Annotated in this window: 9 protein-coding genes and 1 pseudogene; 8 read left to right on the plus strand and 2 right to left on the minus strand. The window is 67.3% G+C overall.

All coding sequences use genetic code 11. The features are described 5' to 3' along the window. The first annotated feature begins 40 nt into the window (after window positions 1–40). From KGQ19_RS14345 to KGQ19_RS14380, 8 genes are all read left to right on the plus strand, one after another. On the plus strand, window positions 41–988 hold the full coding sequence (locus KGQ19_RS14345; protein WP_194892754.1) for an ABC transporter permease: 948 nt from the start codon (window positions 41–43) through the stop codon (window positions 986–988). Then, on the plus strand, window positions 988–1,923 hold the full coding sequence (locus KGQ19_RS14350; protein WP_194892755.1) for an ABC transporter permease: 936 nt from the start codon (window positions 988–990) through the stop codon (window positions 1,921–1,923). The genes KGQ19_RS14345 and KGQ19_RS14350 overlap by 1 nt, the downstream gene beginning before the upstream one ends. A gap of 7 nt (window positions 1,924–1,930) precedes the next feature. Then, the gene (locus tag KGQ19_RS14355; protein WP_212009622.1) at window positions 1,931–3,955 is read left to right on the plus strand and encodes an ABC transporter ATP-binding protein; all 2,025 of its coding nucleotides are present in this window, start codon (window positions 1,931–1,933) and stop codon (window positions 3,953–3,955) included. A gap of 327 nt (window positions 3,956–4,282) precedes the next feature. Then, window positions 4,283–5,266: an ABC transporter permease gene (locus KGQ19_RS14360; RefSeq protein WP_212009623.1), complete on the plus strand. Its 984-nt coding sequence runs from the start codon at window positions 4,283–4,285 to the stop codon at window positions 5,264–5,266. 52 nt (window positions 5,267–5,318) lie between these two features. After that, a complete protein-coding gene (locus KGQ19_RS14365) occupies window positions 5,319–6,239 on the plus strand; it encodes an ABC transporter permease (RefSeq protein WP_212009624.1) in 921 nt (306 codons plus the stop codon). Further along, window positions 6,236–8,371 carry an ABC transporter ATP-binding protein gene (locus KGQ19_RS14370; RefSeq protein ID WP_212009625.1) on the plus strand — a complete coding sequence of 712 codons (2,136 nt, stop codon included), beginning with the start codon at window positions 6,236–6,238 and terminating at the stop codon, window positions 8,369–8,371. The genes KGQ19_RS14365 and KGQ19_RS14370 overlap by 4 nt, the downstream gene beginning before the upstream one ends. Window positions 8,372–8,464: 93 nt before the next feature. Next, window positions 8,465–10,192 carry an ABC transporter family substrate-binding protein gene (locus KGQ19_RS14375; protein ID WP_212009626.1) on the plus strand — a complete coding sequence of 576 codons (1,728 nt, stop codon included), beginning with the start codon at window positions 8,465–8,467 and terminating at the stop codon, window positions 10,190–10,192. Between the two features lie 220 nt (window positions 10,193–10,412). Beyond that, a complete protein-coding gene (locus KGQ19_RS14380) occupies window positions 10,413–11,054 on the plus strand; it encodes a hypothetical protein (protein ID WP_212009627.1) in 642 nt (213 codons plus the stop codon). Between the two features lie 1,880 nt (window positions 11,055–12,934). On the opposite strand, the pseudogene KGQ19_RS14385 reads toward KGQ19_RS14380, so the two are convergent. After that, window positions 12,935–13,542 (minus strand): annotated as a pseudogene (locus tag KGQ19_RS14385) (GrpB family protein). Further along, on the minus strand, window positions 13,437–13,838 hold the full coding sequence (locus tag KGQ19_RS14390; RefSeq protein ID WP_212009629.1) for a hypothetical protein: 402 nt from the start codon (window positions 13,836–13,838) through the stop codon (window positions 13,437–13,439). Before KGQ19_RS14390 ends, KGQ19_RS14385 begins: the two are co-directional and overlap by 106 nt. Between the last annotated feature and the right edge of the window lie 44 nt (window positions 13,839–13,882).

A 13,882-nucleotide genomic window follows, 5' to 3' on the forward strand; every position in this document is an offset into this window, starting at 1 on the left:
AGCGCACTGACGTCACCGCGACCCCCGGCGGGGGGTCGCGGTGACCACTTACTTGATCCGCCGCTTCTTCCAGTCGATCGTGACGTTGTTCATCGTGTCGATCGCCACCTTCGGCATGATGCACCTGATGCCGAACGGCGTCGTGCGCGGGATGCTCGGCCAGCGGGCCACCCCCCAGACCATTGCCGAGCTCACCCACCGACTGGGCCTGGACCAGCCCCTGTACGTGCAGTACTGGCGCTGGCTGGACCGGCTGGTCGTCCACTTCGATCTGGGCACCAGCTATCAGAAGAGCCAAACCGTCAATGCCCTGCTGAAGGAGGACATGGGGCAGTCGATGTACATCGTCGGCCTCGCGCTGTTCTTCACCATCGTCATCTCGGTGCCGGTGGGCGTGCTGCAGGCGACCCGGCGCAACTCGGTCACCGACTACACGATCACCACCTTCTCCTTCATCGGCTACGCGATCCCGGTGTTCTTCCTCGGCGTCGTGCTGCGTGACCTGTTCCAGGTGCAGTTCCACCTGATACCGATCGCGAAGCAGATCGACTCCTTCCACGCCGCGTTCTCCCAGCCGGACCAGATGATCCTGCCGGTGGCCACTCTGGTCATCAGCGGTGTGGCCGGATACAGCCGGTACATGCGCTCCTCGATGCTCGACGAGATCACCCAGGACTACGTCCGCACGGCGATCGCCAAGGGCGCGACCAAGCGCCGCGTGCTGTACCGGCACGTGCTGCGCAACGCGATGATCCCGATGATCACCCTGGTCGGGCTGTCCCTGCCGACCCTGGTCGGCGGCGCGCTGCTGGTGGAGCAGATCTTCAACATCCAGGGCATCGGCGTGCTGACCATCAACGCCGCCCTGTCCAGCGACTTCGTGATCGTCCTGGGCACCACGATGCTGACCGCGATCGTCACGATCCTCGGGTCGCTGGTGGCCGACATCTCCTACGCCGCCCTGGACCCACGAGTAAGGCTCACCTGATGGACGAGATCGTCGTCGAATCCCCCGGACAGGGGGACAACATCCCGCCGACCGAGCAGATGCTGGGCCTGGAGCCGACCGAGAGCGCGCGCTCGATGTTCCGCCGCGGCCTGGAGGTCTTCCTGGAGAACCGGCTGGCCGTGGTCGCCTTCGGCGTGCTGGTCTTCTACGTCCTGATGTGCTTCTTCGGGCCGCTGCTCTACCACGGCAACACCTCGCACGTGCAGATGGACGAGATCACCCTGCCGCCGGGCCCCAGCCACCCGCTGGGCACCGACCAGAACGGCGTGGACGAACTCGGCAAGCTGATGAAGGCCGGCCAGATCTCGCTGGAGATCGGCATCGCCTCCGGCGTGCTGGCCTCGGTGATCGGCATGCTGTACGGCGCCATCGCCGGCTACGTCGGCGGCTGGGTGGACTCGATCATGATGCGCACCATCGACGCGCTGCTGTCGATCCCGCTCATCTTCGCGCTGATCTACCTGGCCTCCACCCTGGGCCGCACCAAGACGGTGTTCATCATGGTGATCGCGCTGACCAGTTGGTTCAGCCTGACCCGCCTGACCCGCGGCGACACGCTGACCATCAAGGTGCGCGACTACGTGGCCGCCTGCCGGATGATGGGCGGGCGCAGCCCGCGGATCATCTTTCGGCACATCCTGCCGAACACCATCGGCACCACCATCGTGAACACCTCGCTGTCGATCGCCAACTCGGTCTTCGCACTGTCCGTGCTCAGCTACATCGGGCTGGGACTGCAGGCGCCGAACGACGACTGGGGCGGGATGTTCGCGAACGGATCGAGCTACCTGGACCAGAACTACTGGTGGATGATCTATCCCCCGGGCGTGTCCATCGTGCTGATCATCATCTCCTGCAACTTCATCGGAGACGCCCTGCGCGACGCCTTCGAGACCCGGCTCCAGAAGCGGTGAGACGGCCATGGCACTACTAGAGGTCGAGAACCTCCACACCCAGATCAAGCTGAAGAAGTCGACCGTGCAAGCGGTCGACGGCATCAGCTTCACGGTCGAGGCCGGCGAGACCATCGGCATCGTCGGCGAGTCCGGTTCCGGCAAGACCATGACCGCGATGTCGATCATGCGGCTGCTGCCCAACGGCGGCTCCAGCCCGGAGGGCAGCATCTTCCTGGACGGCCGGGACCTGCTGCAGCTGGACGACGAGCAGATGGCCAAGGTCCGCGGCAACGACGTCGGCATGATCTTCCAGGACCCGATGACGTCGCTGAACCCGACGATGACCATCGGCAAGCAGATCGCCGAGTCGGTGCGGATCCACCGCGGCGCCGGCAAGCAGGAGGGCCTGGACCGCGCGGTCGAGGTGCTCTCGCTGGTCGGCATGCCCTCCCCGCAGCAGCGGGCCCGGGACTACCCGCACCAGCTCTCCGGCGGTATGCGCCAGCGCGCGATGATCGCGATGGCGCTGGCCAACGAGCCGAAGCTGTTGATCGCCGACGAGCCGACCACCGCGCTCGACGTGACCGTGCAGAAGCAGATCCTGGAGCTGATCGACGGGCTGCGCGAGCGGCTGGGCATGGCGGTCATCCTGGTGACGCACGACCTCGGCGTGATCGCCGGGCGCGCGGACCGGGTGAACGTGATGTACGCCGGCCGGATCGTGGAGAACACGACCACCGAGATGCTGTACGCGAACCCGCGGCACCCGTACACCGAGGCGCTGTTCGACTCGCTGCCGGAGCGCGGCGCGGACAGCGGCACCCGGCTGTACTCGATCCCCGGGATGCCACCGGACCTCACCAAGCCGCCGGCCGCCTGCCGGTTCGCGGCCCGGTGCCGGTACGCGCAGGACGACTGCCGCGCGCAGGACCCGCCGTACCGCGTGGACGAGGTGGGCCACGAGTTCGCGTGCTTCCACCCGGTGGGCGCCGCCCTGCGCTCCGGCGAGGAGGTCGAGGTCACCCTCTCGGAGGTCACCTCGACCGAGGAGCTGCCGACCCCGGAGTTGGGGGAGGTGCTGCTGGAGGTCACCGACCTGGTCAAGGACTACCCGATCACCAAGGGCTTCCTGCGCCGGCAGATCGGCTCGGTCAGCGCGGTCGCCGGGGTGTCGTTCAGCATCCGCAAGGGCGAGACCGTGGGTCTGGTCGGCGAGTCCGGCTGCGGTAAGACCACGGTGGCCAAACTGATCGTCGGGCTGGAGGACACCACCGCCGGGGCCATGAGCCTGGAGGGGGCGGACCTGGCCGCTCTGAAGTCCGGTGAGCGGCGCAAGAAGAGCCGCGACGTCCAGCTGATGTTCCAGGACAGCTACGCCGCGATGGACCCGCGCATGCGGGTGCGCACGGTGGTCCGGGAGCCGCTGGACATCCAGAAGGTGGGCGACAAGGAGAGCCGCGAGGCCCGGATCAAGGAGCTGTTCGAGCAGGTCGGCCTGCCGGCCTCGGCGCTGGAGCGGTACCCCCACGAGTTCTCCGGCGGACAGCGCCAGCGGGTCGGTTTCGCCCGGGCCCTGGCTCCGGCACCGAAGCTGATCGTGGCCGACGAGCCGGTCTCGGCGCTGGACGTGTCGATCCAGTCGCAGGTCCTGAACCTGATGAAGGACCTGCAGGCCGAGCACGGACTGTCCTACCTGTTCATCTCGCACGACCTGTCGGTGGTCCGTTACGTCTCCGACCGGATCGGCGTGATGTACCTGGGCAAGCTGGTGGAGATCGGCCCGGCCGAGGCGGTGTACTCCAAGCCCATCCACCACTACACCCGGGGCCTGCTGGACACCATCCCGGTGGCCGACCCGGAGGTGGAGAAGGCCAAGGCCAGCAGCGGTATCGTCGGCGAGCTGCCGAGTGCCATCAACCCGCCCTCGGGGTGCCGGTTCCGGACCCGCTGCCCGGCCGCGCAGGACATCTGCGCGCAGACCGAGCCGCCGCTGGTGCCTTATGGGACCGACGGGCATCTGGCCGCCTGCCACTTCCCGATCTGGGAGTAGTACTCGGCCAGGCCGTAGCGGTAAGGACTGTACGGCGGGGAGGGCCTGACGCCCTCTCAAATTGTGGACACAAACGAAGATCGCTACGGTGAGGACACCGGGTTCGCGTGAGCATCCGCGCACCCGGTGTCTTTTTTTACCCTTATGCGTGTACTGCCCGTTGTGGGTCATTCACCGTATGTATCAGGGTTTATAACTAGAGATCACTTCGTGTCCTTTTCGTGATCGATTTCCCGGAGAACATCCGAGAACCTGTTAACCAACGGGCTCGACACCATCTACGCCCGCTTAACCGGGTTGTGGATATTCGAGCACGGAGGTCGAGGCATGGGTGCCTTCATAGTTCGCAGGCTTCTGAACTATGTGGTCTTGGTGTTCGTCGCCACGTCCCTGGCGTACCTGGGAGCGGCCACGGCCTTCCACCCCAAGGACATGTACCTGCAGAAGAACCCGCCGACCCCGGCCGTGGTGATGTACCACGAGCTCAACGAGCGCAACGACAACCCGGACAAGCCGGTGCTGGAGCGGTACGCGCACTGGGTGGACGGCGTCGCGCACGGCGACTTCGGCCAGACCTGGCAGCTGGACTCGGTCAGCAAGCACTTCTCGATCAGCGTGTGGGTCACTGTGCGGCTGGTCACCGTCGCCGCCGTGATCTCGGCCGTGGCGGGCATCCTGATCGGCTCGTTCCAGGCCGTCAGACAGTACAAGTTCAGTGATCACGCGATCACGTTCGGCTCCTACATCATCTTCGCGATGCCGGTCTTCGTGCTGGCCCCGCTGCTGAAGCTGGTCGCGGTCCAGGTGAACAAGGCGGTCGGCGGCAACACCCCGCTGCTGCAGTACCAGGGCGAGATCGACCCGGACGCCACGGGCTTCTGGGGCCAGCTGTTCAGCCGCGCCGACCACCTGCTGCTGCCGACCATCTCGCTGTCGCTGGGCCTGATCGCCTTCTACAGCCGCTACCAGCGCGGGCAGATGCTGGACGTGCTGGGCTCGGACTTCCTGCGCACCGCGCGGGCCAAGGGCCTGAGCAAGAGCCGGGCGATCCTGAAACACGGCGTGCGCACCGCGGTCATCCCGGTCATGACGCTGGTGACCTACTCCACGATCCTGACCTTCGCCGGCGCGATCATCACCGAGCGGGTCTTCGGCTGGAACGGCCTGGGCTCCTGGTTCACCGACGCGACCAACCACTCCGACGTGAACTCGGTGGCGGTGATCACCCTGTTCTCCGCGGTGCTGGTGCTGATCGCCGGGATGCTCTCGGACGTCATCACCGCCCTGCTCGACCCGAGGGTCCGGCTGTGACGGCGCCCCGCCTGCCCGCCAGTCCCCGCACCAGCCACCGAAGGGCCCTGTGATGACCGCCCCGACCGCCGCGGACACCGAGTCCGTCCAGCCGTTCGCCGCCGCCCCGGCCCGCTCCGGACGCGCCGCTCTGGTCTGGCGCCGGTTCCGCCGCAACAAGTTCGCCATGGTGGGCCTGGTCGGCCTGGTGCTGCTGTTCCTGTTCGCGTTCCTGGGCCCGCTGCTCACGCACTGGTCGCCGACCGACATCGACCTGGTCAACACCCAGTCCGGGCCGACCGGCGACCACTTCTTCGGCACCGACGACGTCGGGCACGACATGTTCGCCCAGACCGTCAGCGGCATGCAGAAATCGCTGATCATCGGGCTGCTGGTGGCGCTGCTGTCCACCGGGTCCGCGGGCCTGCTGGGCACCGCGGCGGCCTACTTCGGCGGCTGGTGGGAGAAGGTCATCGTCTGGTTGACCGACCTGTTCCTGGTCGTGCCCTCGCTGCTGATGCTGATCATCTTGTCCCCGTACTTCCAGGGCGCCAGCTGGCTGGTGCTGGTGCCGATGATCGCGCTGTTCAGCTGGATGATCACCTCGCGGGTGGTGCGCGGCATGACGCTGACCATCCGGGAGCGCGAGTTCGTCCGGGCCGCCCGGTACATGGGCGTGCCGGCCTGGACCATCATTCGCCGGCACATCATCCCCAACATCTCCTCGATCCTGATCGTCGACTTCACGCTGAACGTGGGCGCGGCGATCGTCACCGAGTCGTTCCTGTCCTTCCTGGGCTTCGGCATCCGGACCCCGAACGTCTCGCTGGGCACCGTGATCAACGACGGGGCGCAGTTCGCCTCCACCGACCAGTGGTACCTGTTCGTGTTCCCGGCCTCGGTCCTGGTGCTGATCATCCTGTGCGTCAACTTCATCGGGGACGGCCTGCGCGACGCCCTCGACCCCAACTCGACGGGAGCCTCGGCCCGATGAGCCAGAACCTGCTGCTGACCGACGCCGCCGGGCGCCCGAAGAACCCGGCGCCCACCGGCACCCCGCTGCTGTCCGTGCGGGACCTGCACGTCACCTTCAGCTCCGAGGCCGGGGACGTGCGCGCGGTGCGCGGCGTCAGCTACGACCTGCACCCCGGCGAGGTGCTGGGCATCGTCGGCGAGTCCGGCTCGGGCAAGTCGGTGTCCGCGATGGCGATCCTCGGCCTGCTGCCGGACAACGCCCGGATCACCGGCTCCATCAAGCTGGAGGGCCGGGAGCTGCTGGGGCTGGGCGACAAGCGGATGTCGAAGATCCGCGGCAAGGACATCGCGATGGTCTTCCAGGACCCGCTGTCCGCGCTGACCCCGGTGTTCACCGTCGGCGACCAGATCGTCGAGGCGCTGACCGTGCACCAGAAGCTGTCCCGGGACGCGGCGCGCAAGCGGGCGCTGGAACTGCTCGACGTGGTCGGCATCCCGGACCCCGAGCGCCGCTTCAAGAACTTCCCGCACGAGTTCTCCGGCGGTATGCGCCAGCGCGTGATGATCGCCATGGCGATCGCCAACGACCCCAAGGTCATCCTCTGCGACGAGCCGACCACCGCGCTCGACGTGACCATCCAGGCCCAGATCCTGGAGGCGCTGAAGAACGCGCAGGAGCTCACGGGCGCGGCGATCCTGATGATCACCCACGACCTCGGCGTGGTCGCCGGCTTCGCCGACAAGGTCTCGGTGATGTACGCCGGCCGTCCGGTCGAGCAGGGTGCCGTCGACGAGATCTACTACCGGCCGCGCATGCCCTACACCATCGGCCTGCTGGGCTCGATCCCGCGGCTGGACGTCTCCGGCGAGCACGGCCGGCGCCCGCTGACCCCGATCGAGGGCAACCCGCCGTCGATGGTGGACCTGCCGGACGCCTGCCCGTTCGCCGACCGCTGCCCGATCGTCACCGACATCTGCCGGGACGCCGAGCCCGAACTGCTGCCGGCCGGCCCGGACTCGCACCCCTCGGCCTGTCACCGCCGCGCGGACCTGGAGAGCGGGACCATCCCGATCGACCAGGTGTACCCGGTCCCGGAGATCCCCGAGACGCACCTGGACGCCGTGCCGCGCGAGCAGCGCAGCCCGGTGCTGGAGGTCAAGGGCCTGCAGAAGCACTTCCCGCTGATGCGCGGAGCGGTGTTCAAGCGGCGGGTCGGCACGGTCAAGGCCGTGGACGGCATCGACTTCGAGATCCGCGAGGGCGAGACCCTGGGCCTGGTCGGCGAGTCCGGCTGCGGCAAGACCACCACGCTGCTGGAGATCCTGGAGCTGGTGGCCCCGCAGGCCGGGTCGATCGCGGTGTTCGGCAGTCAGGCGGCGAACCTGTCCGGCCGCGAGCGCATGGAGATGCGCAAGGACATCCAGATCGTGTTCCAGGACCCGATGGCCTCGCTGGACCCGCGGATGCCGGTCGGCGAAGCCATCGCCGAGCCGCTGCGCACCCACGGCTGGTCCCAGGACAAGGCCTACGAGCGGGTGGCCGAGCTGCTGGAGCTGGTCGGCCTGGAGCCGTACCACGCCTCGCGCTTCCCCCGGGAGTTCTCCGGCGGCCAGCGGCAGCGCATCTGCGTGGCCCGGGCCCTGGCGCTGAACCCGAAGGTCGTCATCCTGGACGAGCCGGTCTCGGCGCTGGACGTGTCGATCCAGGCCGGGGTCATCAACCTGCTCGACGAGCTGCGGGCCAAGCTGGGCCTGAGCTACCTGTTCGTGGCGCACGACCTGTCGGTGGTGCGGCACATCGCCGACCGGGTGGCCGTGATGTACCTGGGCCGGATCGTCGAGATCGGCGACGTGAGCTCGGTGTTCGAGCTGCCTTCGCACCCTTACACCCAGGCCCTGCTCTCGGCGATCCCGCTGCCGGACCCGCGCAAGGAGCGCGAGCGCTCGCGGATCCTGCTGCCCGGCGACCTGCCCTCGCCGGCCAACGTGCCCTCCGGCTGCCGGTTCCGCGACCGCTGCTTCAAGTACGCGTCGCTGAACGCCGCCGAGCAATCGAAGTGCCGTGACGAGGACCCGGTCATCGTCGCGCGCCCCGGCAAGCAGGACCACGCGGCCGCGTGCCACTTCGCTGACGCCCTGGAGGTGGTCTGATCACCGTCCGGGCCTTCCGCCCCATACCACCTCCCAGCAGCTGTGCCGGGTCATTCGGCGCCGCTGGTTCCACCTGTCTCAGGAGAGTCACCCATGCGTAGCATCACCAAGAAGTCGCCCGCGATCCTCGCGGTCCTGGCGACCGCCGCGCTCGCCGCGTCGGCCTGTTCCTCCAGCAAGAGCTCGTCCTCGAGCTCGTCGTCCGGCGGCGGCAAGTCGATCCCGGTCGCCACCGCCAACGACATCAACGCCAAGGACGCCTCGACCCTCAAGGGCGGCACCCTGACCCTGGCGATCGACCAGTACTCGTCGCAGTGGAACGGCATGACCAACAACGGCAACGAGCAGGACACCCAGAAGGTCCTGTCCACGATGATGCCGGAGCTGTTCCACTTCGACGCCACCGGCAAGGCCACCCCGAACCCGGACTACCTGGTCTCCGCCGACGAGAGCACCGTCAACGGCAAGCAGACGGTCACCTACAAGCTGAACCCGAAGGCCAAGTGGTCGGACGGCACCCCGATCAGCTACAAGGACTTCGTCGCCACCTGGAAGGGCGAGGAGGGTTCGGCCCAGGGCTTCGACGTGGCCAGCTCCACCGGCTACGACCAGATGGCCTCCGTCGAGCGCGGCAGCGACGACTCCACCGTCGTGGTCACCTACAAGACCCCGTTCTCGGACTGGAAGAGCATGTTCCAGCAGTTCGACGGCGCCGGTCTGTACCCGGCCTCGAAGATCTCCACGGCCGACGGCTGGAACAAGGCCTACATGAACGCGATCCCGGTCACCGCCGGCCCGTTCAAGCTCCAGGGCATGGACCCGACCAACAAGACCATCACCGTGGTGGCCGACCCCAACTGGTGGGGTGCCAAGCCGGTCCTGGACAAGATCGTGTTCCGGGCCATCGAGGACACCTCGGCCCAGGCCGACGCCTACAACAACCACGAGATCGACGCCTTCGAGGTCGGTCCGCAGTCGGCGCTGTACGCCAAGATCAAGGACACCACCGACAGCACCGTGCACTACGCCGGCGGTCCGGACTGGCGCCACATCTCGATGAACACCCAGAGCCCGGCGCTGAAGGACGACGCCGTCCGCAAGGCCATCTACCAGGCCGTGGACCGCCAGCAGATCGCGGACGTGGACCTGAAGAACCTGGGCACCTGGAAGCCCACGGTCCTGAACAACCGCTTCTTCGTCAACAACCAGACCGGCTACCAGGACAACAGCGCCGACGTCGCCTACAACCCGACCGCCGCCAACGCCGCGCTGGACGCGGCCGGCTGGGTCAAGGGCAGCGACGGCATCCGCGCCAAGGGCGGCGTCAAGCTGAACCTGAAGTGGATCGAGCCGCAGGGTGTGAAGACCACCTCCAACGAGGCCCAGATGGTCAAGGCCGACCTGGCCAAGATCGGCATCGGCCTGGTGGAGACCCCGGTCAACAGCGATGACTTCTTCGACAAGTACATCAACACCGGCAACTTCGACATCACGGCCTTCGCCTACACCGGCAACCCGTTCCCGATCAGCAGCGGCGCGCCGCAGATCCAGTCGGTGACGGACCCGAAGAACATCCACAACAACCCGCGTCTGGACAACAACCCGGCGGTCGACCAGGCCCTGACCAAGGCCCTGCAGGACACCGACCCGACCCAGGCGATCGCGGACGCCAACGCCGCGGACAAGCTGGCCACCGACCAGGCCAGCCTGATCCCGCTGTACCAGCGCCCGCAGATCTGGGCCACCAAGGCGACGCTGGCCAACTTCGGCTCCTTCGGCTTCCAGGACTACGACTGGACCAAGGTCGGCTTCACCAGCTGACGCTCACCAGCCGAATCCCCGTGGGGCCCCGTTCTCGGAACGGGGCCCCACGGCCGTTCCGCCCCGGTCCGGCTCAGCACCCTGAGTCAACCCGTCGGGGCACCCTGAACCAAACCGGTGAAGCCCCGGCACTCCACCCTGGGGTGCAAGCCCGGACTCCACCCCCGACCCACCTCCGGGTGGAAGCCGCGACCCGGCCCTGGCCTGCATAGTCATAGCCATGAACACAACGGACTGGATCGTCGACATCGCCCTCCTGCTGATCGTCTTCCGTCAGCTGCGCGAGGAGCGGATCTCCAAGGCCACGTTCATCATCCCGATCGCCATGGTCACCTGGGCCGCGAGCAACTACCTGCACGGCATCCCGACCGCAGGGAACGACCTGGCACTGGTGGCGCTGTTCACCGGCATAGGAGCCGTCTTCGGCCTGTTCGGCGGCCTGCTCACCCGGGTACGGGCCCGCCAGGACCACGTCACCGTCAAGGCCACCGCCGGCGCCGCCGCCCTGTGGGTGATCAGCATGGGCTTCCGGCTCGGCTTCGCCGTCTGGTCCAGCCACCCCTCCGGCGCCGCCCACCTGACCAGCTTCTCCGTCGCCCACGACATCACCAGCGGCCAGGCCTGGGTCACCGCCCTGATTCTGATGGCGCTCGGCGAAGTCATCGTCCGCCTCGGCACTATCGCGGTCCGGGCTTGGGCACTGTCGTCCCACGGCGCTGGTACTGGCGCTGGCGCTGGCGCTGGCGCTCGGAGTCAGAGCGGGGTGCTGGCTCAGGGCGGGACGCTGGCTCAGGGTCGGACGCTGGCCCAGCGGCAGGCTGAGGACCGCGAGTTCGCGATGGAGATGGTGAGCCGCGTGTGAGGTATGCGGCGCTCAGTGAATTTCCGCCACGCGAGGCTCGGCACTCCTAGTGCCGGGCCTCGGCTGTTGTTAAGGGCTGTTCGGGTCTCTTTTTTGGGGGGCTGAAGTTTGGGGGTCGGGCGGCGGTTGGTGTGTGGGTTTCAAAGCTTTTTACGCCTTCGGTCATGGTTGTGCCGGTTCGGGGTTCGGGGTGGTGGGTGTGTTTGTCGGCTGCCGGTTCACGTGTTCACAACCCCGCCGCAACTCAGGCCTCTTCAACTCCAGCAAGTCAGAGCAAGAGCACAGGCCAGATCAAGAGCAAGATCAACGGCACAGGCAAGATCAACAGCAAAGTCAAGGTCAAGGGCTGTGGTGAAGGGCCGGGCCTCCGGCGGGCCTCGGCAACCTCAGGGAAACTTGCGCGGTTCCCTGGGGTGGCTGGGTGAGTCTCAGCGGCTGTGGTTTGTGGGGTGGTGCGGTTCGTTCCCCTCGGTCGCGTCGTCAGCCCGGGGGGTACAGCACCGGTGTCCGGGGGTAAAGTCCGCGCGCTGCGGTTGGGTGCCTGAGCTGCGGTTTCGTGCAGCGCGAACTTGACCCCCGGCCACCGGCACTGTAGGCGAAGCCCTGCCGACGCGACCGAGGGGAACGAACCGAAAACCAGCCGGAGAAATACAAAACAGGGGGTGCGGTACCGGCGGCTCGGCGAGTTCGGCCGCCGGTCTGGGTACTGGCAGCGCACCAGCCCCGAGGTGCACATTCCCGGCTAGCGGGTGCGGACCGCCCCGACTACCAACACAGACACCGACGGCTACCGGATCGACCTCGCAGCCAAAGCCGATGCTGCGGACAGCAAGGCCAGCCGGGGATATCAGTCGCGGTTGGTTGTTGTGGCACAGCCGCACCGCACCCGGGCATGTTCTCGACCAACTGACCAGCGACCCGCCGCCACGGCCTCACCGGCAGCCGCATCGCTAACCTGCGTCTTCGTTCCTTGCGATTGCTATTCTTCCGGCTGGTTTTCGGTTCGTTCCCCTCGGTCGCGTCGGCAGGGCTTCGCCTACAGTGCCGGTGGCCGGGGGTCAAGTTCGCGCCGTGCGAAACCGCCGCCTACCTGCATGTCCGCAGCGCGCGGACTTTACCCCCGGACACCGGTGCTGTACCCCCCGGGCTGACGACGCGACCGTGGGGAACGGACCGCACCACCTCACAGGCCGCAGCCGCTGAGACTAGATCGGCCACCCGAGGGAACCGCGCTAGTTTCCCTGAGGTTGCCGAGGCCCGCCGGAGGCCCGGCTCTTCACCACAGTGGTCTGGCGCGTTGCAGCGCCGTCGTGTCGGCGCGAAAATGACCCCGAGAGGTGCTGTCAACGTCGCTGACGGCTCACCTCGCCCCGCTCGTCATGATCCTGCGAACACTGAGCCGACGCAGCGATATCGGAGCGGTTCGCGAACTGAACCCGAAGCTTCACGCGACGGCACGGATCCTTGACTGCCATCTGCACCAACATCGCCTGGGAGGCCGGGCCATTTCATGGTGCCCTGGGTCACCCTCATTTTCCGGCTAGCTCTTGACCTTGACTTTGCTGTTGATCTTGCTCTTGCTTGTGCCGTTGATCTGGCCTGTGCCCTTGCTCTGACTTGCTGGAGTTGAAGAGGCCTGAGTTGCGGCGGGGTTGTGAACGCGCGAACTGGCAGCCGACAAACAGACCCGCCGACCCGAACCCCGAACCGGCACAACTATGACCGAAGGCGTAAAAAGCTTTGAAAACCACAACCAGACCGCAACCCGGCCCCCAAACTCCAGCCTCCCAAAGAGACCCGAATCCCGAATCGAATCCCAAAGCGTAGAGCCCGCCACCCGAGGCTCCGCACCGAAGTTCCGTTCCGGTACCGAGCCTCAGCTATTGTCCGGCCTCATCCATCAGCTCTGCGACGATCGCCGCCTTCAGCTCCGAGTAAGCCGTCAGCATTCCGGTCGCCTCAGCGGCCTGTTGCTTGGCGAGCGCGTAGCGAGCGGCAGCGTCCGGTTTCGTCCGCAAGTGGTCGCGGAACCTGATGTTGGCCGTCCAGATCCGACCCCGGCGCTCGACGACCGTGGCGTTGGCGGGCACTGCGCTCCGGCGCCGCAAGTACTCTCTTCCGGTCCGCCGGTCTGCCCCAGGTGCTCGAATCCGAGCTCGCGTAAGCGATCCACGACTCGACCGGTGTCGTCGGGCGCGCAGCCGACCTGCACATCGATGATCGGCTTGGCGGCCAATCCGGGGACCGATGTGGAGCCGATGTGCGCGACATCGACGGGCAGGTCGCTCAGCGCGCGCTCGACCTGTGCCACGAGCCCGTGCCCCAGATCCAGCCAGGCCGGATCGGGGGGCACGACCTCGATCGGCTCGTCTGTGTCGGGGTTCAGTCTCCGCTCTCCAACGTCAGGATCGCGTCGGCCAGTCGGGCGATCTCCGCGGCCAACAGCTCCGTCTGCTGCCGCTGCTGGTGTGCGATGCGCGCCAGCCACGATCCGAAGAAGAGGAAGCCGCCGAGCGTGGTCAGCGCCAGGCCGCCGATTCCGCCCGAGACCAGGTACGACACCTGCTCGAAGGTGTAGGGCGTGTGGGCCGCGCCGTACCAGCCGAGGCCGATCGCCAGCAGGCCCAGCGGCATCAGCAGGCTGCCGGCCAGGGACAGTCCTTGCTGCATCAGTCTTTCGGACTCGGTGGTCCGGGTCTTCGGGCGGGCCGCGACGGTCGCCGCCGCGGTGGTCCGCGGTCGGCCGTTGACGGCGCGGCCCGCCCAGGTCTTCGCAGTGCTCATCGATCACCCTCCAGTGCGGTTCGCGCCGTTGCTGTCGCCGTTGC

Origin of the sequence: Catenulispora pinistramenti, assembly GCF_018274385.1 — a bacterium.
Taxonomy (GTDB): Bacteria; Actinomycetota; Actinomycetes; order Streptomycetales; family Catenulisporaceae; genus Catenulispora; species Catenulispora pinistramenti.

What these genes read in the sequence shown, in the direction of transcription:
- KGQ19_RS14350 (WP_194892755.1), top strand. Translation starts at nt 988, where the DNA reads ATGGACGAGATCGTCGTCGAATCCCCCGGACAGGGGGACAACATCCCG.
- KGQ19_RS14355 (WP_212009622.1), top strand. Translation starts at nt 1,931, where the DNA reads ATGGCACTACTAGAGGTCGAGAACCTCCACACCCAGATCAAGCTGAAG.
- KGQ19_RS14360 (WP_212009623.1), top strand. Translation starts at nt 4,283, where the DNA reads ATGGGTGCCTTCATAGTTCGCAGGCTTCTGAACTATGTGGTCTTGGTG.
- KGQ19_RS14365 (WP_212009624.1), top strand. Translation starts at nt 5,319, where the DNA reads ATGACCGCCCCGACCGCCGCGGACACCGAGTCCGTCCAGCCGTTCGCC.
- KGQ19_RS14370 (WP_212009625.1), top strand. Translation starts at nt 6,236, where the DNA reads ATGAGCCAGAACCTGCTGCTGACCGACGCCGCCGGGCGCCCGAAGAAC.
- KGQ19_RS14375 (WP_212009626.1), top strand. Translation starts at nt 8,465, where the DNA reads ATGCGTAGCATCACCAAGAAGTCGCCCGCGATCCTCGCGGTCCTGGCG.
- KGQ19_RS14380 (WP_212009627.1), top strand. Translation starts at nt 10,413, where the DNA reads ATGAACACAACGGACTGGATCGTCGACATCGCCCTCCTGCTGATCGTC.
- KGQ19_RS14390 (WP_212009629.1), bottom strand. Translation starts at nt 13,838, where the DNA reads ATGAGCACTGCGAAGACCTGGGCGGGCCGCGCCGTCAACGGCCGACCG.